Source organism: Burkholderia sp. PAMC 28687, assembly GCF_001577465.1.
Taxonomy (GTDB): Bacteria; Pseudomonadota; Gammaproteobacteria; order Burkholderiales; family Burkholderiaceae; genus Caballeronia.
Genome location: NZ_CP014507.1, coordinates 1100170 through 1119618, shown reverse-complemented (window position 1 = coordinate 1119618; position 19449 = coordinate 1100170). Strand labels below are relative to the sequence as shown.

The window sequence follows — 19449 nt, the reverse complement described above, 5'->3', positions numbered from 1 at the left end:
CCCGCTTGCGCGGGACAATTTCTCACGCCGAAAAATGTGGCAAATATTGGCGTTGTAAGTCAAAATATGTAAATCGCGCCGAATTAAAAGTGCCGGTTCACGCTCGAAAAGGAACGTCATGTCCATCTCTACTGAAACGTCTATCGAAGTCAACGGCCGCGCGTACGGTCCGGTGCGCGCATTGACGGTCGTCGTGTGCGTCGATGGTTGCGAGTACGACTACCTCGAAGCAGCGGTTGCTGCGGGGGTGGCGCCGTTCATCGGCACGATGCTCGAAGGTGGTTCCGCCTTTCGTGCCGACTGTGTGATCCCGTCGTTCACGAACCCGAACAACTTGTCCATCGTGACGGGTGTGCCGCCTTCCGTGCACGGCATCTGCGGCAACTATTTCTTCGATCCGGACGCGAACGGCGGCAAGGGCGCCGAGGTCATGATGAACGACCCGGCCTACCTTCGCGCCGGGACGATTCTCGCGGCCGCGGCGCAGCGCGGCGACAAGGTCGCGGTGGTCACGGCGAAGGACAAGCTGAGGCGTTTGCTTGGCTGGCAGCTCGACGGCATTTGTTTCTCGGCTGAAAAAGCCGATGCCGCCACGTTCGCGGAAAATGGCATCGACAACGTGCTGAAGCTCGTTGGCAAACCTGTGCCCGATGTCTACAGCGCGGGGCTTTCCGAGTTCGTGTTCGCAGCGGGCGTGCGGCTGGCAGAGACGCGCGACATCGACCTGATGTATCTCTCGACAACCGATTATGTACAGCACAAGTTCGCACCCGGCACGGACGGCGCGAACGCGTTCTACGCCATGATGGACGGCTACCTCGCGCAGTTGAATGCGCTCGGCGCGGTGATCGGGCTCACCGCCGACCATGGCATGAACGCGAAGCACGACCCATCGACGGGCGAGCCTAACGTCGTGTATCTGCAGGACTGGCTCGACGGAACACTGGACATTCCCAACGCACGGGTCATCCTGCCCATCACCGATCCTTACGTCGTTCATCACGGCGCGCTTGGGTCGTTCGCGACGATCTACCTGCCGCGTTCCGTCGATGCAAAAGCACTGGCGAAGCGCATCGCCGAGTTGCCGGGCGTCGAGATCGTGCTGGACAACGCAGCGGCCTGCGAACGCTTCGAACTGCCGAACGATCGCGTGGGTGACCTCGTTGTGGTGAGCGGGTGCAACACGGCGCTTGGCACGCGTCGGGCGGAACACGATCTTTCGGGCCTCACGGTGCCGCTGCGCTCGCATGGTGGTGTGTCGGAGCAGGAAGTGCCGTTGCTCTTCAATCGGAAAACCGACGGCTTCGAGTCGAAGCTCAACGGCAAACGTCTGCGTAATTTCGATGTATTGAGCATCGCACTCAACCATCTGGTGCTTGCATCATGAGCGCCGTCCTGGCGGCCGAGCAGCACGCGCTGCGCATGGAGAAACTCCGGCTCAAGGGCGAGCGTGCGGCGCGTACACGCAATCTCGATGTGCTCGATCCGTACACGAATACGCGCGTCGGCACCGTGCCGATGGCCAGTGTCGACGATGTCCGCGACGCCTTCGAGTATGCGGCAAACTACCGCGCAACGCTCACGCGCTACGAGCGTTCGCAGATCCTCGAACGCGCGGCTAGCATCATGCGTGAACGCACGGAAGAAGCGTCCGACCTGATTTCGCTGGAGTCGGGTTTATCGAAGCAGGATTCGCGGTACGAAATCGGCCGCGTCGCCGACGTGCTGAAATTTGCGTCCATGGAGGCCTTGCGCGACGACGGCCAGAGCTTCTCCTGTGATTTGACGCCGCACGGCAAGGCGCGCCGCGTGTTTTCGCAACGCGAACCGCTTGCCGGCGTCATTGTCGCGATCACGCCGTTCAACCATCCAATGAACCAGGTCGCGCACAAGATCGCACCGGCCATCGCGACGAATAATCGCGTGATCCTGAAGCCCTCGGAGAAGGTGCCGTTATCGGCTTATTACTTCGCGGATGTGCTCTACGAAGCCGGTTTGCCCGCCCCGATGCTGCAGGTCCTGACCGGCGATCCGCGCGAGATTGCCGACGAACTCGTCACGCACCGCCTTGCAGAACTGGTCACTTTTACCGGCGGCGTGGCGATAGGCAAAGCGATCGCCGCGAAGGCGGGGTACCGGCGAGTGGTGCTTGAACTCGGCGGCAACGATCCGTTGATCGTGCTCGATGACGCCGATGTCGAACGCGCCGCCACGCTTGCCGTACAGGGTTCGTACAAGAACTCGGGACAGCGCTGTACGGCGGTGAAACGCATGCTGGTTCAGAAGGGGATCGCCGCGCGCTTCACCGAACTCGTGCTGGAAAAAACGCACGCATGGAGCTACGGCGATCCCTTCGATACCGCCAACCGGATGGGCACGGTAATAGACGCGGGCGCCGCGGAATCGTTCGAGACGCGTGTGAACGAAGCGGTGCGGCAAGGCGCGCGCTTGCTCTGCGGCAATCGCCGCAATGGCGCGCTGTATTCGCCGACCGTACTTGACCGGGTCGATCCTTCCATGACCTTGGTGCGTGAGGAAACTTTTGGCCCGGTCTCGCCTATCATTGAATTCGATACCATCGACGACGCCATCCGCATCAGCAACGGCACCGCGTTCGGTTTGTCGTCCGGCGTGTGCACGGACCGCGCCGACCTCATCACGCGGTTTGTGAACGAACTGCGCGTCGGCACGGTGAACGTGTGGGAAGTGCCCGGCTATCGCATAGAACTGACACCTTTCGGCGGTATAAAGGACTCAGGCCTCGGCTACAAGGAAGGCGTCCAGGAAGCGATGAAAAGCTTCACGAGCCTCAAGACTTTTTCGTTACCGTGGGAATGATATGGCGCTGACACTCCCTGACATCCGTCATCTCTTCGATACTTACGGCGCCATGGCTTACAGCGGCGAGCCGGTGACGCAACTGCAGCACGCATTGCAGAGCGCGGCGCTGGCCGAAGGCGCGGGCGCAAAAGATGCACTCGTCGGCGCGGCGTTCCTGCACGATCTGGGCCACTTGCTGAACCTGCAAGGCGAGACGCCGACCGCGCGGGGTATCGACGACATGCACCAATATTTCGCGCTGCCGTTTCTGCGGCCGCTTTTCAGTGACGCCGTGCTTGAACCCATCCGCCTTCATGTGGATGCGAAACGCTGTTTGTGCGCGATTGATGCGGATTATTTCTCAAAGCTCTCGGCCGACTCGGTACGCAGCCTGAAGCTGCAGGGCGGTGTTTTCAGCGAACCAGAAGCTGAAGAGTTCCTGCGCAAACCCTTCGCACAAGATGCGCTTTCCTTGCGGCGCTGGGATGATCTTGCAAAGCAGCCGGAACGCGATACGCCCCCGCTCGACCACTACATTCAGCTAATCGAAAGGCTTTCCGCACAGCATGGTGCCACGACCCAGGCTGACATCTAATTAAGGAAAACGAACTAAAACCAGGCACGTAAAAGTCGCTATTTCTCATCCGCGAATGACGGAAATACGACAGGAAATTGAACGCCCCGGGGCTGTCGCGCATATTCCACGCCTGCCCCGGAAAGGCGCACAGGCATTACCAAAAAAATAAAAATAGCGTAATCTGCCTGTTCGCCCGGCCCGTCCCGCTTGGGTGTGGCCGGTCCAGGCCATGTGCCCCAGGGCTTTGTGCGTTACTGCTTTCTGGAGAGTTCGATGACATCCGTCGACCTGGAGTTCGAACAACTCAATAGCACCGTCGATGCGCTGCGGCGCTCCATTTCAAACCGTCTCATGTACGGCGTCGGTAAAGATGCCGTTACCGCCCAGCCACGTGACTGGCTGCATGCGGTGGAACTGGCGGTCCGCGACCGGCTGGTCGCCCGCTGGATGAAAACCACGCGCCAGCAATACGAGCAGGACGTGAAGCGGGTTTATTACTTGTCGATGGAATTTCTGATCGGCAGGACCTTTACCAACGCGTTGCTCGCGCTGGGCATTCACGAGGAAGTCCGGGAAGCGCTCAACGGCCTGGGCGTGGATATCAACGCGCTCGAGAACCTCGAGCCTGATGCCGCGCTCGGCAACGGCGGCCTTGGCCGTCTCGCCGCCTGCTTCCTCGATTCCATGGCGACGGTCGGCATTCCCGGCTTTGGCTACGGAATCCGCTACGAATACGGCATGTTCAAGCAGACCATCGTGGACGGCAATCAGGTCGAAACGCCCGATTACTGGCTGCGCGCCGGCAACCCCTGGGAGTTTCCGCGCCCGGAAGTGAACTACGTGATTCACTTCGGCGGTCGCACCGTTCGTCATGAAGACCGCACCGAATGGATCGATACGGAACACGTGAACGCCATGGCGTACGACACCGTAATCCCGGGTTTCGCCACGACCGCGACCAACACGCTGCGCCTGTGGTCGGCGCGCGCCACGGATGAATTCGATCTTTCGGCGTTCAATCAGGGCGATTACCGCCGTTCCGTTGAAGCAAAAAATACCTCTGAACACGTGTCGCGGCTGCTCTACCCCGACGACTCCACGCAGGCCGGCCGCGAACTGCGCCTGCGCCAGGAATACTTTTTTGTATCGGCGACCATGCAGGATCTGATCCGCCGGTATCAACGCACGCACACGCATTTCGGGCGGCTTGCGGAGAAGGTCGCGGTTCACCTGAACGACACGCATCCGGTGCTCGCCATTCCCGAGTTGATGCGGCTGCTCGTGGACACGCATCATGTCCCGTGGGACAAGGCGTGGAAGCTCATCCAGCAGATGTTCTCGTACACGAACCACACGCTGATGCCCGAGGCGCTGGAAACGTGGGACGTGGAAATGTTGTCGCGCCTGCTGCCGCGTCACCTCGAAATCATCTTCGACATCAACGCGGATTTTCTCAAGCAAGTGGGCGAGAAGTTCGGCCGCGACGTGGACCTGATCCGCCGCATTTCGCTTGTGGACGAATACGGCCAGCGCCGCGTGCGCATGGCGCATCTGGCGATCGTCGCAAGTCACACGGTCAACGGCGTGTCGAAGCTGCATTCGCAACTGATGACGCAGAATATCTTTGCGGATTTCGCGCGCATGTATCCCGATCGCTTCACGAATGTGACGAATGGCATCACGCCGCGCCGATGGCTGTCGCAAGCGAGTCCGAAGCTGTCTTCTCTCATCGATGAACGGCTTGGACCGCGCTGGCGTACCGACTTGTTCGAGCTCGCACGTTTGCGCGAATGGCGCGACGACCCCGAATTCAGGTCGGCTTTTCACGAAGCCAAGCTTGCCAACAAGGTGAAGCTCGCCGCGCGTGCGAAGCTGGAAACGGGCGCGATCATCGACCCGAATGCGCTCTTCGATTTGCAGGTCAAACGCATTCACGAATACAAGCGGCAACTGCTGAATATCCTGCATGTGATCGTGCGCTACAACCGGATTCGCGAGGCGCCGGAGAAGGCGTGGACGCCGCGCGTGGTGATGTTCGCGGGCAAGGCGGCATCGGCGTACAAGATGGCGAAAACCATCATCAAGCTGATCAACGACGTAGCCGAGATGGTCAACAACGATCCGCTTGTCGGCGACCGGTTGAAGGTAGGTTTCATTCCGAACTATGGGGTGAGCGTTGCCGAGCTGATCATTCCGGCCGCGGACTTGTCGCAGCAAATTTCGATGGCCGGCACGGAAGCTTCAGGGACCGGCAACATGAAGCTCGCATTGAACGGGGCGCTGACCATCGGCACGCTTGATGGTGCGAACATCGAAATCTGCGATGCCGTCGGCCGCGAAAACATGTTCATCTTCGGGCATTCGACCGAGGAGATCGATGCATTGCGTGCGACCGGGTATCGGCCGCGCCAGATCTACGAAGAGAATCCCGAACTGAAGATGGCGCTCGACCAGATCCGGCTCGGGCACTTTTCGCCGGACCAGCCGCACCGGTTCTACGACATCTTCCACACGCTCGTCGACTGGGGCGATCACTACATGGTGCTCGCCGATTTCGACAGCTTCGATCGCACGCAAGCAGAGGTCGATGCCAAGTTCCTCGACAAAGATGCGTGGACGCGAAGCGCGATCGAGAACGTCGCCGGCATGGGCATCTTCTCGTCGGATCGCACGATTGCCGAATATGCGAAGCACATCTGGCACGTGGAGCCCTTGCAGGTTTAGACGTAGGTTCTAGCGCCGCAGGCTGTAGGTCGTTGCACGTCCCAGCGTTGCCTGTTCAAAGCGCGAAATGACAATGCCGATCACGTCGGCGAGCGAACGTGACGGCACTTCCACATGCAACGTAAGGCAGTCGTGACGACGATCCGTCGCCACGACTTGCATGCGTGCTTCGCCGCCGAGCGCCCTTTGCAATACGCGGCGCGGTTCGCTGGAGTCGAGACCCGGCAGGGTGACGTCGAAAGCGACTACTGTATGGAGCTTGCGTGTGGCCCGTGCAATCGACTGGGCTACCGAGATGGAAGTACGGACCGGCGAAGGAGCGCTTGCCTGAACAACGCTTGCTTTAACAACGCTTGCCTGAAGCATCGGATGTTGCGCCGTCTCGCGACGGGCGGTGGTGGGAACATCACCACTTTAGCGAGCGGCGCATTAACGCGGGGCATCGATCGGCCTTGTCCGCGTAAAGAAAGTATTAAAGCCCTTCCTGAACCGGTGGTGTTGTTGCCGGTATCTGAGTATCCGCCTGGGCCGCCGTCCGAGCGGCGACTGCTTCACGCACGAGCGTTGCAACGCGTTGTGCAAACTCCTCGTCTTTCGTCGTGAACACTTCACGCTCGCCGTCCGGTACCGTCACATACATGCGATAGATCACGTCCTGCGTGATCCACGACAGATAGCCGACCACCGCGATCATGATGCCGAGCACCAGCGCCGGACCCGAACCCAGCATGCCGCCGATCGCTGCAACGATCACGCCGATAACACTCACAGCGATAGGCAACGGTTTTTGCCGCGGGATCATTTTTACGGTCGCGCCGCGCAGATCGCGCAACGGAAAAAGCTGTCCCGCAGCGCTCAAGCCTGCGCGGGCAAACGTGATTCCTCGTTCATTGAAGGGCAGATCGTGTTGCATGTGGCTAGGTCTTCAGCAAAATAAAGGCGCAGATTAACAGACCGGCGGCGCTTTGACGTCTCACCCATCGTCGCACCGTGGGCTTTGGGCGTATGGGCGTGGTTACATGTCGAAACGCTCACACTTGCGTTCGCTGTCGATTCTGACCGTCGGCATTCGTCGTTCAGGTGGGACCCTCATTGGAGACAACCCATGACTACGCTATTGAAAGAAAGCCACGCCTTCAGCGGCTTTGCGGTGCCGGACCTCGATGCTGCAAAGAAGTTCTACGGCGAGACGCTCGGACTCGATGTCACAACCGGCTCCATGGACGTTCTCGAGTTGCATCTGGCGGGCGGCAATCATGTGCTGATTTACCCCAAGCCCGACCACGTAGCCGCGACATATACGATCCTCAACTTCCCAGTCGCGGATGTGGAGCGCATCGTCGATGACCTGACCGCACGCGGCGTGCGCTTCGAACACTACGACACGCCGCGCCTGAAAACCGATGCCAAAGGCATATGCCGGGCGTCGGGCGGTCCGGTCATCGCCTGGTTCAGGGATCCGGCGGGAAACCTACTTTCCGTGCTCGAATCGGATAGGTAGGCCTTGAAGCAGCGGCTTTATGCGTGGATTGCCGATTCACTGGACACGAGCCGCAATTCATCGGCGATGGTCGCGATCAGCGCTTCGGCCGCCGCGCTCAGCGGACGCCGCGGATGGCTGATCCGCACGATGTGCCGCACGATGCGCGGCGCAAGGATCGGATAGGCGCGCAACGTGCCTTGCCGGACCGCGCGCTCGACCACGATGCGCGGCAGGATCGTCGCGAAGCGCGTGCTTTCCACCAGCTTCACGATGGTGCTGAGCACATCGATCTCGAAGCGCGGCGCAAGCAGCACGTCCTCGTGCTGGGCGGCGGTATCGAGCACACCCCGCAGACCGTGGCGCTTCGTTGGCAACACCAGTTCCAGATCGGGCAACTGCGCGAGTTCGATTGCATGTGGCAAGTCGGGCCCGTGCACGGCGCTCGTCACGAGCACCATCTCTTCATCCAGCAGCGGCTGCGAGTCGAGCGAAAGCCGCGCGCGCGGCTTGTTGATGAGCGCGGCATCGAGCTGCCCGCCCGACACCCAGTCGATGAACGTCGCGGTGTAACCGTCGGCCACGGTCACTTCCACATGCGGATAGCGCGCATGAAAACGCGAGAGTGAATCAGCCAGCACGCTCTCCGTCACCGATGCAATCAGCCCGATCGACACATGCCCGGTCACCACTTCGTCGCGCTGCACGAGTTGCTGGCGCGCGTGGGCGAGGTCGCGAACGATGGGGAGAAACAGTCGATACATGAGGCGTCCGGCAGCGGTCGGCGCCATGCCGTGGGCACCGCGCTCGAAGAGTTGCTGATGCAGTTCGTCTTCGAGCTTCGCAATCTGCATGCTCAACGCTGGTTGCACGATGTTCAACCGCTTGGCCGCACGCGTGACCGAGCCGTCCTCGAACAGAGCGATGAAATATTGAATCTGCTTCAGGTCCATGTAGGCGGCTCGGTGGCATTGGTCCCATGTCTCGGGCCATCAGTAAGTCTAATGAGAGTGCCTGGGTTTATCAGAACCATCGTACGTGATGATCGCTTCAAGGGCGCAACTGGGTGTTATCCCAACCATGGATTGACCGCATTGGGGCAAACACGGATATCACCGCGAATGATCGACCGCATCAAAAAACAATATTAGAAGTTATAGCGCGATCTCGTTACTCTTCAGATCAGCAACGAGGAGACGAGATGGACCACCATGAAGCCGCAGAGCACGGCAGCGCAAGCATTGCACCGGGCAATAAACCGTTCGATGCATTGTCGCTGCGTGGCTGGCTCGCGCATCTTTCCGCCACCGCACGCGTGGCGACGATCGACAAGCATGTATCGCTGAAACACGAACTTGCGGCAATCGCAAAGCGCCTCGACGGCAAGCAGGCGGCGGTGTTCCTTGCTCCCGGCGATCACGCAATCCCCGTGGTCAGTGGTTTCATGTCGAAGCGCGCATGGATCGCGGAAGCCATGGGCGTGGCCGAGAAAGACCTGTTGAAACGTTTCCGCGATGCCGCCGACAACCCGTTGCCGTGGAGCGAAGTTGCTTCCCGTGAGGCCGCTTGCCAGCAGGTCGTACATACCGACGGGATCGACCTGCATGCGCTGCTGCCCATTCCCACGCACAGTGAACACGACAACGGTCCTTACATTACCGCGGGTCTGGTCATCGCGCGCAATCCGCGTACGGGCGTGCAGAACGTGTCGATCAACCGGATCCAGGTTCACGCACGCGAGCGCATGGCGATCCTGCTGTTGCCGCGTCATTTGCATGCATTCCAGAAAGAGGCGGAAGCGGCGGGCGACGCGCTCGATGTGGCCGTCGCGATCGGCGTCGATCCGCTGACGATGCTCGCATCGCAAGCCATATCGCCCATCGACTTCGATGAACTTGAAATTGCCGGCGCATTGCATGGCGCGCCGTTGCCGGTCGTGAAATGCGTCACCAACGATGTACGCGTGCCGGCTTTTGCGGAGATCGTGATCGAGGGACGCATCCTGCCGAATGTACGTGAAGCCGAAGGACCGTTCGGTGAGTTCCCCAAGTACTACAGCGCGCAGGAAGCACGCGAAGTGATCGAGGTGACGGCGGTAACCCATCGCAGAAATCCGATTTATCACACGATCGTTCCAGCCGAGATGGAGCACTTGCTGCTCGGCGCCATTCCGCGCGAGGCGACGCTGTTGTCGCATCTTCAGCGCAGTCATCCTGGCGTGACCGATGTGCATCTTTCAGTGGGCGGCGTATGCCGTTATCACCTCTGGGTGCAGTTTGCGAAGAAGCGGGAAGGCGAGGCGAAGAACGTGATCCTGTGCGCGTTCGGCGCGCATTACGACATCAAGCAAGTGGTGGTGGTGGATACGGATGTCGATATTCACGATGCTTCGGAAATCGAATGGGCGATTGCGACGCGCTTTCAGGCAGATCGCGACCTCGTGCTGATTTCCGGCGCACAGGGATCGCCGCTGGACCCGTCGACGACCGTGGGCCAACCCGATGACGCGCCATCTCACCTTCAGGGCGTCAGCACGAAGATGGGACTCGATGCCACGCGTCCGGTCGTTTATGCGGGCCATGTGTTCACCCGCGTGCGTATTCCGGGTCACGATGCGGTCGATCTGGAAACACTCGTCGCCGCCGACAACACCGGATTCGATACCTACCTGAGCCAATCGCGATGAACGCGCAAACGCCCCAGCGTATTGTCGTCGGCATCTCTGGCGCAAGCGGCGCGATGATCGGCGTGCGGCTGCTCGAAGCGCTGCGCCGTATCGGCACGCATGAAACGCATCTGATCGTGTCGGCATCGGGCGCAGTGACGGCGGCGCAAGAGCTCGGCGTCGGGCGCAATGATCTCGATACGCTCGCTGATGTAGTTCACAACGTCCGCGACGTGGGGGCATCGGTTGCAAGCGGTTCGTTCGTCACGAGCGGTATGGTGATCGCGCCATGTTCCATGAAAACGCTCGCCGCCGTGGCAAACGGTTTCTCCGACAATCTCCTCACGCGCGCGGCTGACGTGATGCTCAAGGAGCGCCGCCGGCTGGTGCTCGTCGCCCGCGAAACACCGCTGAATCTCGCGCATCTGCGCAACATGACGCTAGCAACCGAAATGGGCGCGATCGTGATGCCGCCCGTGCCGGCTTTCTATGCGCATCCGCAGACTATCGATGACGTGGTGAGCCATACCGTCGGGCGCATCCTGGATTTATTCGGTATCGAGCATCGAGAGATCGAAAAACGCTGGAGCGGTCTGGCCGATGAATTCAGCGCGCGCGGTGATGCTGGAGCCGACGAATGAACCAGCGTGATCAGGCCGGCTTTGCCGCAATCAACGCGCACGCGTCTGACGTCGTCGAGGCGCCCGCAACGAACGCATCGCCCGATGCGCGCCCGAAACGTCATGTCGGCCAGTCGGTGGAACGCTTCGAGGATCCTGCGATTCTCACGGGCCGGGGCCGGTATGGCGATGACATCGGCATCAAGCCAGGCACGTTGCACGCGGCGATTCTTCGCGCGCCGCACGCGCATGCCGAGCTGGTTTCGCTGGATACGAGCAACGCTGTGACAGCCGAAGGTGTGCGCGCGGTGCTGACGCGCGATGACCTTCGCGCGTGGTCGCGGCCGTTCGTGGTCGGCGTGAAATCGAAGATGGAGCAATGGTCGCTCGCGATGGATCGCGTGCGCTACGTGGGTGAACCGGTTGCAGTCGTGATGGCCGAGTCGCGGGCGCTTGCCGAGGACGCGCTTGATCTGATCAAGGTCGAATATCGCACGCTCGAACCGGTGACATCGATTGAAGGCGCGTTGAAGGACGATGCCTGCATGCTGCATCCGAGTGTGCAGACCAACGTAATCAGTGATCGCAGTTTCCGTTACGGCGAGCCTGAGGCTGCGTTCAGCAATGCGCCGCACCGCGTGAAGATCGACGCGCATTATCCGCGCAATACCTGTGCGCCGATCGAATGCGGCGTGGTCATCGCCGAGTTTCTTTCTGGCGACGAAGGCTACGACGTCACGTCGAATTTCATGGGCCCGTTTTCGCTGCATGCCGTCATGGCGCTTGCGCTGAACGTCCCGGCCAACCGGCTGCGTCACAAGGCGCCGCGTGACTCGGGTGGCAGCTTCGGGGTCAAGCAAGCCGTGTTTCCGTATGTGGTGCTGATGTGTCTCGCATCGCGCAAGGCGAACGCGCCGGTGAAGTATGTCGAGGACCGGCTTGAACATCTGAGCGCGGCGACATCGGCTACCGCACGGTTCACAACGCTCGAAGCCGCCGTCGAAGCCGATGGCCGCATCACCGCGCTCGATTACGATCAGGTCGAGGACTGCGGCGGGTATCTGCGTGCGCCGGAACCTGCCACGTTTTATCGGATGCATGGGTGCTTGACGGGTGCCTACGACGTTCCCAACCTGCTCGTGCGCAACCGGGTCGTATTGACGAACAAGACGCCTACGGGCCTCGTGCGCGGCTTTGGCGGACCGCAGGTCTACTTCGCGCTCGAGCGGCTGATGCAGCGCATTGCCATTGAATTGAAGCTCGACGTGCTCGATGTGTATCGCCGAAATTTCGTGCCGGCCAACGCCTTCCCGTATCGTGCCGCAGCGGGCGCCTTGCTCGATTCGGGCAACTACCAGGAAGCATTGAGACGCTCGATTGCGGAGGGCGGTTACGAGGAGTTGAAAACCCGCCGCGATAGCGCGCGCGGGGAGGGCCGTCTGTACGGCATCGGCTTTGCGGCGATTGTCGAACCTTCCGTATCGAACATGGGTTACATCACGACCGTGATGCCCGTCGATGCACGCAAGAAAGCCGGTCCCAAGAGTGGTGCGATTGCGAGCGCAACGGTCAGCGTCGACTTGCTGGGCGGCGTGGTCGTGACGATCGCGTCCACGCCGGCGGGGCAGGGACACATGACCGTTTGCGCGCAAGTTGTAGCCGATGCGCTCGGTCTGTCGCCCCATGAGGTCGTGGTGAACGTGGAGTTCGATACCCACAAGGATGCATGGTCGGTTGCAGCCGGAAATTATTCGAGCCGTTTTGCAGGCGCGGTCGCGGGCACGGTGCATCTCGCGGCCGTCAAGGTGCGCGACAAGCTCGCGCGTATCGTCTCGTCGCAGCTCGAATGCAAGCCCGAGGACATCCGTTTCGAAGGCGGACGGGTCTATCGGGACGGCGACGAAGACCACGCCATGCCCTTCGGGCGCGTGGCGAGCAATGCGCCTCACTGGGCGCCTGCGTTACTGCCTGTGGGCGAAGAACCGGGCTTGCGCGAAACTGTTTTCTGGACTCCGCCGAACATGGATGCGCCGGATGAACAGGACCGCATCAATACATCGGCGGCTTACGGTTTTGCATTCGACATGTGCGGCGTGGAAGTGGATCGTGCCACGGGGCGTGTGCGTATCGACCGTTATGTGACCACGCACGATGCAGGCAAGCTGCTGAACCCCGCACTCGCCGACGGCCAGATTCGCGGCGCTTTCGCGCAAGGACTCGGCGCGGCGTTGATGGAAGAATTCCGCTACGGGTCCGACGGCAGTTTTCAGTCGGGCACGCTCGCGGACTACCTGATGCCGACCACGTGTGAAGTGCCTGATCCGATCATCCTCCATATGGAAACGCCGTCGCCATTCACGCCGCTCGGCGCGAAGGGTCTGGGCGAAGGCAACAACATGAGCACGCCGCCATGCGTGGCCAATGCGGTTGCCGATGCACTTGGCGTCGATGACATTCGCTTGCCGCTGACGCCATCGAAAGTGATGGGGCTGATCGGTATCGATGACCCGGAACCGTCCCGGCCCGAGTTCCGCGAAGCGCAGCAAAAGACGCCAGTGCTGCCGGGCGGCAAGGCGCTGACCGCGCAAGGCAGCGTGGATCTGCCGGCGTCGCCTGAAGCGATCTTCGCAGTGCTGCTCGATCCGGTTGCGCTCGCGAAGGTCATCCCCGGTTGTCATGCGCTCGAGGAGAAGGGCGAAAACACGTATCGCGCGGATGTGACGGTTGGCGTCGGCATGATCAAGGCGCGCTTCGAAGCGGAGATCGTGCTGTCGGATCTCGATCCGCCGCATCGTTTGCGGCTTGCCGGTGCGGGCATGTCATCGCTCGGCAGCGCGCGCGGTAACGGTCTGGTCGAGCTGACGCCTATCGATAAAGGCACACGCCTGACGTACGACTACGAGGCGCAGGTCTCAGGGAAGGTCGCGGCGGTCGGTGGCCGCATGCTCGAAGGCGCGGCAAAGGTCGTGTTGCGGCAACTGTTCGAATCGCTGGGACGTCAGGCCGCAGGCAAGCCCGTGAAGTCGATTGGCGGGTCGTGGCTTGGCCGCATCCTCGGCCGGTTCGGGAGGCGTTCATGAAACCCGCACCATTCGATTATCTGCGCGCCGCGAACACGCACGATGCGCTCGACGCCCTCGCGCAATCAGGCGAAGACGCGCGCATCCTCGCCGGCGGCCAGTCACTCATGGCGGTGCTCAACATGCGGCTTGCGCAACCGCGCGTGTTGATCGACATCTCGCGTACGGCCGATCTGGAAGCGGTGCGCATCGAGAAGAACCATCTGGTCGTGGGTGCGGCAGCAACGCAAGGCAGCGTGGAATGGCGCGCATCCTTGCGTGATGAAGTGCCGCTGCTCGCACTCGCTTTTCCGAACATCTCTCACTTTCAGGTCCGCAACCGCGGCACGGTTTGCGGCTCGATCGCGCATGCCGATCCCAGTGCGGAGTTGCCGCTCGTGCTGTCTCTGCTGGGCGGCGATGTGATGCTGCGTTCAAAGAAGCGCAAACGCACGCTCAAGGCGGAAGACTTCTTCCAAGGCATGTTGATGACCGCACGCGAACCCGATGAGCTCCTCGAAGCCGTGCGCTTCCCGCTGAAGAAACCCGGCGAACGATACGGCTTCGAGGAATTCTCCGCACGGCACGGCGACTTTGCGATGGTCGGCTGCGCCACGGTCGTGACCGACACCGCCATCCGCATCGCGGTTGGCGGCGTTGCAGACAGACCCGTGGTCGAACAGTGGCCCCGTCTGCAAGGCGACGACTTGCGCGGCGCCCTGAACGACCTGAGCTGGAAGCTGAACGCGCAGGACGACGCGCACGTCAGCGCAACATACAGACGCCATCTTGTGCGGCAACTTGGATGGCGCGTCATTGAGGAGGCGAAGTGAGCAACACGTTATCGGTCAGGCTGGATCGCGGCGAGCGTCGGAAGATCACGCTGACGTTAAACGGACGTGAACGCAGCGGCTATTGCGAGTCGCGCGACTTGTTGTCGGACTTCGTGCGGCATGAACTGGGCGCAACCGGAACGCACGTGGGCTGCGAGCACGGCGTATGCGGCGCGTGCACGGTGCACGTGGACGGCGTTGCCGGGCGGTCGTGCCTGATGCTTGCGGTCCAGGTGGAAGGGCGCCGCGTGGATACCGTCGAAGGTCTTGCGGCGGATCAGACACTGGGGGACTTGCAGCAAGCGTTCCAACGCCATCATGCGTTGCAGTGCGGCTTCTGCACGGCAGGAATCCTGATGTCGTGCGCGGACTATCTCAAACGCGTGCCCGACCCCAGTGAAACCGAAGTACGCGAAATGCTCTCTGGCCATCTGTGCCGATGTACCGGCTATACGCCGATAGTCGCCGCCGTGCTCGACGTGGCGGCGCGAAGAAATGCGGGCAGGAAGGAGCCGGAACATGCTTGATCTCGGCCGAACCTTCTTGCAGAGTGTGGAGCGCAGTCCGAACACGCTCGCACTTGTGGATGGCGACAAACGCCTGACCTATGCGCAGTGGCACGAAGTCATTCTGCGTGTAGCCGGTGGCCTGCGCGATGTGGGCATCGGGCGCGGCGACCGTTTGCTCGTCGTGCTGCAAAACCGATGGGAGATGGCGACGCTGCACTGGGCCTGCCAGTTCGCGGGCATCGTCATGACGCCGCTGAACTGGCGTGCAAAGCCGGAAGAACTGGATTATTGCGTGACAGATTCCGGCGCGAAAGCAATCGTATTCGAGCCTGTTTCCGCCGACGCCGTGCAGGGCAGCGCAGCAGCGCAGGAGATCCCGCGCATCGCACTGGACGAAGCGCGCGGCACGCTCTCCTTCGACACGCTCCTCAACGCGAACGCAGCGAACACCACGGCCGAAGCCACCGCCGACGATGTCTCTCTGATCCTTTACACATCCGGCACGACCGGCAAGGCGAAGGGCGTGCCACGGCGCCATCGACACGAACGTGCCGCTGCGCTCGCACATGTTGCGCAAAACTTGTATCGATATAACGAACGCACGCTCGGCGTCATGCCGCTTTATCACACCATGGGCGTGCGTTCATTGCTCGCCATGGCGCTGGTCGACGGCTTGTTCGTCTGCGTGCGCCGCTGGAGTGCGGCGCAGGCGCTTGCATCGATCAGTGAATTCGAACTCACGTGCCTGTACCTCGTGCCGACGCTCTATCACGATCTCCTGGCAGCGCCAGGTTTTGCGGACGCTACGACGAGATCGGTCACGAAGCTGGGTTTTGCAGGCGCTCCCATGAGCGACGGCTTGCTCAAACGTCTCTTCGCCGCATTCAAACCCGAGCTCTTCGTGAACCACTATGGATCATCCGAGGTGTACACGGTCAGCATCGATCAGGATGCCATGCGCAAGCCGGGCAGTGCCGGGCGCGCAGGCATCAATACGCGATTGCGAGTGGTCAAGCTCGACGCCTCCTCGCCAACGGACTTCGCGGCGGTCAACGAGGAAGGCCAGATCATCGCGGACCTGCTGGGCGACGAAGCGTTCGAAGGCTACTGGAACCGTCCGGACGCGAACGCAAAGTCCCTGCGCGACGGCTGGTACTTCACCGGCGACACTGGCTTCTTCGACAAGGACGGCGACCTCTTCGTGAGCGGCCGCGTTGACGACATGATCATCAGCGGGGGTGAAAACATCTCGCCGGTCGATATCGAATCGGTCCTGTCATTACATCCCGCAGTGGACGAAGTGGCGGTGGCCGGCGTGAAGGACGAACGCTGGGGCCAACGCGTGGTGGCCTTCATCAAGCGCCGCGATTACGTGAACGCCGAGATCCTCGACGGCTGGTGCCGCGAGTCCGACCTCGTGAATTTCAAGCGGCCGCGCGACTATGTTTTCGTCGATGACATTCCGAAATCTCCCGTCGGAAAAATCCTGCGCCGCAAGCTCTCGGCCGGCGAATACGAAGTCGACACATCAATCAACCCGAAAGAAACAACGAAGGAGTAACCGATGACCGAACTGACCCATCGCGGCCAGACGCTGTTGCAGGACCTGGACGGCTTCTCGATCGAAGTCGATGAACAACTCGAGCGCGCCGACATCATCCTGCATCGTCCGCCGTTGAACGTCATTTCCATGCACGCGCGCGACCAGTTGCGCGCGGCCTTCGAAGCACTCGATGAAGACGACCGCGTGCGCGTGATCGTCGTGCGTGCGAACGGTGAGCATTTCTCGAGCGGCGGCGACATCAAGGGCTTTCTCGAAGCATCGCCGGAACATGTGTCGAAACTTGCGTGGAACATCGCGGCGCCAGCGCGCTGCTCCAAGCCCGTTATCGCGGCGAATCGCGGGTTTTGTTTTGGTGTGGGCTTCGAGTTGTCGCTCGCGTGCGACTTCCGTATCGCGACGGACACCACGTTCTACGCGCTGCCGGAACAGAAACTCGGGCAGATTCCCGGCTCGGGCGGCTCGGCTCGGTTGCAGCAGATGGTGGGCGTTGGCAGGACCAAGGACATCGTGATGCGCTCGCGCCGCATTCCAGGCAAGCAGGCATACGAGTGGGGCATCGCCGTGGAGTGCGTGGCCGACGCGCAGCTCGAAGCCACGACCGATGCGCTGGTCGATGAGCTGCGCGCGTTCTCGCCGTTGGCACAGCGCACGGCAAAAAAGCTGCTCAACGATACGGAAGATGCGCCGCTCTCGATTGCCATCGAACTTGAAGGGCATTCCTACAGCCGGTTGCGTACATCGGATGACTTCCGTGAAGGCGTGGAAGCGTTTCATAGCAAACGCAAGCCGGTGTTTCGCGGTAGCTGACCTTTAGCCATAACAAACAGGGGACTTGCATGGAGGCGTTCGACTACGTGATCGTGGGCGGCGGGTCGGCGGGATGCGTGCTTGCGCATCGGCTATCGGCCGTGCCGTCGCTGCGTGTCGCGTTGATCGAAGCCGGCGCGGACACGCCCCCGGGCAACGTGCCCGCAGCGATCCTCGACAGCTATCCCATGCCTGTGTTTTGCGGCGACACTTACATCTGGCCTGGACTGAAAGCCCGGGCTACAAGGCAAGCTGCTGAACGTGTGTACGAGCAAGGCCGTGTCATGGGCGGCGGTTCGAGTATCAACGTGCAATCGGCTAATCGCGGCTTGCCGCGCGACTACGATGAGTGGGCCGAGAACGGCGCGCCGGGCTGGGCTTGGGACGATGTCCTGCCGTACTTCCGCAAGCTGGAAAGCGACGCAAATTTCCCCGCTGACCCGCTGCACGGCGAGGACGGTCCCGTTGCGATTCGCCGCATCATGCCTGATGAATGGCCGCCGTTTTGCCACGCGTTTGCGAAGGGTTTGAAGAGCAATGGATTCGCGACACTACAAGACCAGAATGCCGAATTCGGCGACGGTCTGTTTCCCGGGGCGTTTTCAAACTTCAACGACCGGCGTGTGACGACAGCGACGGCTTACCTCGATGCCGCCACGCGCAAGCGTCCGAACCTGTCGATCTTCGCGAACCTTCGCGTTGAACGCATCCTCATGAGCGGCGTGACCGCGCATGGTGTTCTAGCAGTAGCGGCGAATGGCGAAGAGATCAAGTTCGAAGCGCGAGAAGTGATCCTGGCAGCGGGCGCGCTGCAGTCGCCCGTCATGTTGCTGCGGGCGGGTATCGGAAATTCGAAGGAGCTCGATCAACTTGGTATTCGCTGCGCGATCGATTTACCCGGCGTCGGAAGGAATCTTCAGGACCATCCGTCGCTGACGTTCTGCCATTTCCTCGAACCGCAGTTCCGCATGCCGCTCACGCGTCGTCGCGCGAGCATGACGGCCGCGCGATTCACATCTGGCCTGGAAGGGTGCGACGTCTCGGACCTGTATTTATCGAGTGCAGCGCGCGCCGCATGGCATGCGCTGGGCAATCGCCTCGGTTTGTTTTTCTTGTGGTGCAACCGGCCCTATTCGCGCGGCCGTGTGCAACTCGTGTCCGCAGACTCCGACATCGCACCACGCGTGGACCTGAACCTGCTTGACGACGAACGCGATATCGCACGCCTTGCCATTGGCGTTCGCCTGCTCGCCAAAGTGGTCGAAGCATCGGGCCTGGGTGAAGACAGGCGTGATTTTTTCCCAGCCGCATTTTCGCCGCACGTGAAGGCATTGAGCCGCGTGGGCAAGGTCAATGCAATCTTGACATCGCTGCTTGGCGCTCTGCTCGACACACCTGCGCCCTTGCGTCGATTGCTGATCGAACGTTTCTTTACGCGTGGTCAGGCCATGGCCTCAATGCTTGCGAGCGACGACGCGCTGAACGCGTTCATTCGCGCGAATGTATTCGGCGTATGGCACGCGAGCGGAACATGCCGGATGGGCGTGGCAGGCAATCGCCAGGCTGTCGTCGATACACAGGGCCGCGTGCACGGCGCGCGAGGCCTGCGCGTGGTCGATGCATCGCTCATGCCGCGCCTGCCTTCGGCCAACACGAATATCCCGACCATCATGATCGCGGAAAAAATCGCGGACACGATGCTGCGCGAACGGCCGCCCAGTGCTGCAAGCAACAAGACGATCTATTTGCATGCAACGATTTCATAAACGCCAACAAGAGCACGAACCAATA

General features: G+C 61.2%; 16 protein-coding genes. 13 read left to right on the top strand and 3 right to left on the bottom strand.

The genetic code is table 11. The features are described from left to right. Window positions 1-118 precede the first annotated feature (118 nt). The 4 genes from phnA (at window position 119) to AX768_RS27935 (ending at window position 6121) form a co-directional block, all read left to right on the top strand. Window positions 119-1387: a phosphonoacetate hydrolase gene (gene phnA, locus AX768_RS27950; RefSeq protein ID WP_062003293.1), complete on the top strand. Its 1269-nt coding sequence runs from the start codon at window positions 119-121 to the stop codon at window positions 1385-1387. Beyond that, entirely contained in the window at window positions 1384-2838 is a 1455-nt protein-coding gene (gene phnY, locus AX768_RS27945; RefSeq protein WP_062003292.1) for a phosphonoacetaldehyde dehydrogenase, read from the top strand. Before phnA ends, phnY begins: the two co-directional genes overlap by 4 nt. Window position 2839: 1 nt before the next feature. Next, on the top strand, window positions 2840-3415 hold the full coding sequence (locus AX768_RS27940; RefSeq protein ID WP_062003291.1) for a phosphonate degradation HD-domain oxygenase: 576 nt from the start codon (window positions 2840-2842) through the stop codon (window positions 3413-3415). Between the two features lie 255 nt (window positions 3416-3670). Further along, the gene (locus AX768_RS27935) at window positions 3671-6121 is read left to right on the top strand and encodes a glycogen/starch/alpha-glucan phosphorylase (protein WP_062003290.1); all 2451 of its coding nucleotides are present in this window, start codon (window positions 3671-3673) and stop codon (window positions 6119-6121) included. A 9-nt stretch (window positions 6122-6130) separates the two neighbouring features. Here the strand turns inward: AX768_RS27935 and AX768_RS27930 are convergent, their stop codons facing one another. Continuing rightward, window positions 6131-6487, bottom strand: coding sequence for a hypothetical protein (locus tag AX768_RS27930; RefSeq protein ID WP_062003289.1), 357 nt, complete (start codon window positions 6485-6487; stop codon window positions 6131-6133). A 106-nt stretch (window positions 6488-6593) separates the two neighbouring features. Next, the gene (locus tag AX768_RS27925; protein ID WP_062003288.1) at window positions 6594-7034 is read right to left on the bottom strand and encodes a DUF6232 family protein; all 441 of its coding nucleotides are present in this window, start codon (window positions 7032-7034) and stop codon (window positions 6594-6596) included. 192 nt (window positions 7035-7226) lie between these two features. Here AX768_RS27925 and AX768_RS27920 point away from each other — a divergent pair, with 192 nt between their 5' ends. After that, the gene (locus tag AX768_RS27920) at window positions 7227-7622 is read left to right on the top strand and encodes a VOC family protein (RefSeq protein ID WP_062003287.1); all 396 of its coding nucleotides are present in this window, start codon (window positions 7227-7229) and stop codon (window positions 7620-7622) included. 17 nt (window positions 7623-7639) lie between these two features. Here AX768_RS27920 and AX768_RS27915 read toward each other — a convergent pair whose 3' ends face one another. Next, entirely contained in the window at window positions 7640-8554 is a 915-nt protein-coding gene (locus AX768_RS27915; protein WP_062003286.1) for a LysR family transcriptional regulator, read from the bottom strand. Window positions 8555-8802: 248 nt separating this feature from the next. On the opposite strand from AX768_RS27915, the gene AX768_RS27910 reads away from it, so the two are divergent. From AX768_RS27910 to AX768_RS27875, 8 genes are read left to right on the top strand one after another with little or no spacing between them, the layout of a single operon-like run. Next, the gene (locus AX768_RS27910; protein WP_062003285.1) at window positions 8803-10287 is read left to right on the top strand and encodes a UbiD family decarboxylase; all 1485 of its coding nucleotides are present in this window, start codon (window positions 8803-8805) and stop codon (window positions 10285-10287) included. Further along, the gene (locus tag AX768_RS27905) at window positions 10284-10907 is read left to right on the top strand and encodes a UbiX family flavin prenyltransferase (protein ID WP_062003284.1); all 624 of its coding nucleotides are present in this window, start codon (window positions 10284-10286) and stop codon (window positions 10905-10907) included. The genes AX768_RS27910 and AX768_RS27905 overlap by 4 nt, the downstream gene beginning before the upstream one ends. After that, complete coding sequence (locus AX768_RS27900; protein ID WP_062003283.1) at window positions 10904-13966, top strand: xanthine dehydrogenase family protein molybdopterin-binding subunit; 3063 nt, start codon at window positions 10904-10906, stop codon at window positions 13964-13966. Before AX768_RS27905 ends, AX768_RS27900 begins: the two co-directional genes overlap by 4 nt. Next, the gene (locus tag AX768_RS27895) at window positions 13963-14778 is read left to right on the top strand and encodes an FAD binding domain-containing protein (RefSeq protein ID WP_062003282.1); all 816 of its coding nucleotides are present in this window, start codon (window positions 13963-13965) and stop codon (window positions 14776-14778) included. Before AX768_RS27900 ends, AX768_RS27895 begins: the two co-directional genes overlap by 4 nt. Beyond that, window positions 14775-15305, top strand: coding sequence for a (2Fe-2S)-binding protein (locus AX768_RS27890; RefSeq protein WP_062003281.1), 531 nt, complete (start codon window positions 14775-14777; stop codon window positions 15303-15305). Before AX768_RS27895 ends, AX768_RS27890 begins: the two co-directional genes overlap by 4 nt. Then, a complete protein-coding gene (locus tag AX768_RS27885) occupies window positions 15298-16848 on the top strand; it encodes an AMP-binding protein (protein WP_062003280.1) in 1551 nt (516 codons plus the stop codon). The genes AX768_RS27890 and AX768_RS27885 overlap by 8 nt, the downstream gene beginning before the upstream one ends. A gap of 3 nt (window positions 16849-16851) precedes the next feature. After that, window positions 16852-17658 carry an enoyl-CoA hydratase/isomerase family protein gene (locus AX768_RS27880; RefSeq protein WP_062003279.1) on the top strand — a complete coding sequence of 269 codons (807 nt, stop codon included), beginning with the start codon at window positions 16852-16854 and terminating at the stop codon, window positions 17656-17658. Window positions 17659-17687: 29 nt separating this feature from the next. Beyond that, window positions 17688-19424: a GMC family oxidoreductase gene (locus AX768_RS27875; protein ID WP_062003278.1), complete on the top strand. Its 1737-nt coding sequence runs from the start codon at window positions 17688-17690 to the stop codon at window positions 19422-19424. Window positions 19425-19449: the final 25 nt, after the last annotated feature.

Bases quoted from the DNA above. Each gene is read 5' to 3' on its own strand.
- phnA (WP_062003293.1), top strand. From the start codon at position 119: ATGTCCATCTCTACTGAAACGTCTATCGAAGTCAACGGCCGCGCGTAC.
- phnY (WP_062003292.1), top strand. From the start codon at position 1,384: ATGAGCGCCGTCCTGGCGGCCGAGCAGCACGCGCTGCGCATGGAGAAA.
- AX768_RS27940 (WP_062003291.1), top strand. From the start codon at position 2,840: ATGGCGCTGACACTCCCTGACATCCGTCATCTCTTCGATACTTACGGC.
- AX768_RS27935 (WP_062003290.1), top strand. From the start codon at position 3,671: ATGACATCCGTCGACCTGGAGTTCGAACAACTCAATAGCACCGTCGAT.
- AX768_RS27930 (WP_062003289.1), bottom strand. From the start codon at position 6,487: ATGCTTCAGGCAAGCGTTGTTAAAGCAAGCGTTGTTCAGGCAAGCGCT.
- AX768_RS27925 (WP_062003288.1), bottom strand. From the start codon at position 7,034: ATGCAACACGATCTGCCCTTCAATGAACGAGGAATCACGTTTGCCCGC.
- AX768_RS27920 (WP_062003287.1), top strand. From the start codon at position 7,227: ATGACTACGCTATTGAAAGAAAGCCACGCCTTCAGCGGCTTTGCGGTG.
- AX768_RS27915 (WP_062003286.1), bottom strand. From the start codon at position 8,554: ATGGACCTGAAGCAGATTCAATATTTCATCGCTCTGTTCGAGGACGGC.
- AX768_RS27910 (WP_062003285.1), top strand. From the start codon at position 8,803: ATGGACCACCATGAAGCCGCAGAGCACGGCAGCGCAAGCATTGCACCG.
- AX768_RS27905 (WP_062003284.1), top strand. From the start codon at position 10,284: ATGAACGCGCAAACGCCCCAGCGTATTGTCGTCGGCATCTCTGGCGCA.
- AX768_RS27900 (WP_062003283.1), top strand. From the start codon at position 10,904: ATGAACCAGCGTGATCAGGCCGGCTTTGCCGCAATCAACGCGCACGCG.
- AX768_RS27895 (WP_062003282.1), top strand. From the start codon at position 13,963: ATGAAACCCGCACCATTCGATTATCTGCGCGCCGCGAACACGCACGAT.
- AX768_RS27885 (WP_062003280.1), top strand. From the start codon at position 15,298: ATGCTTGATCTCGGCCGAACCTTCTTGCAGAGTGTGGAGCGCAGTCCG.
- AX768_RS27880 (WP_062003279.1), top strand. From the start codon at position 16,852: ATGACCGAACTGACCCATCGCGGCCAGACGCTGTTGCAGGACCTGGAC.
- AX768_RS27875 (WP_062003278.1), top strand. From the start codon at position 17,688: ATGGAGGCGTTCGACTACGTGATCGTGGGCGGCGGGTCGGCGGGATGC.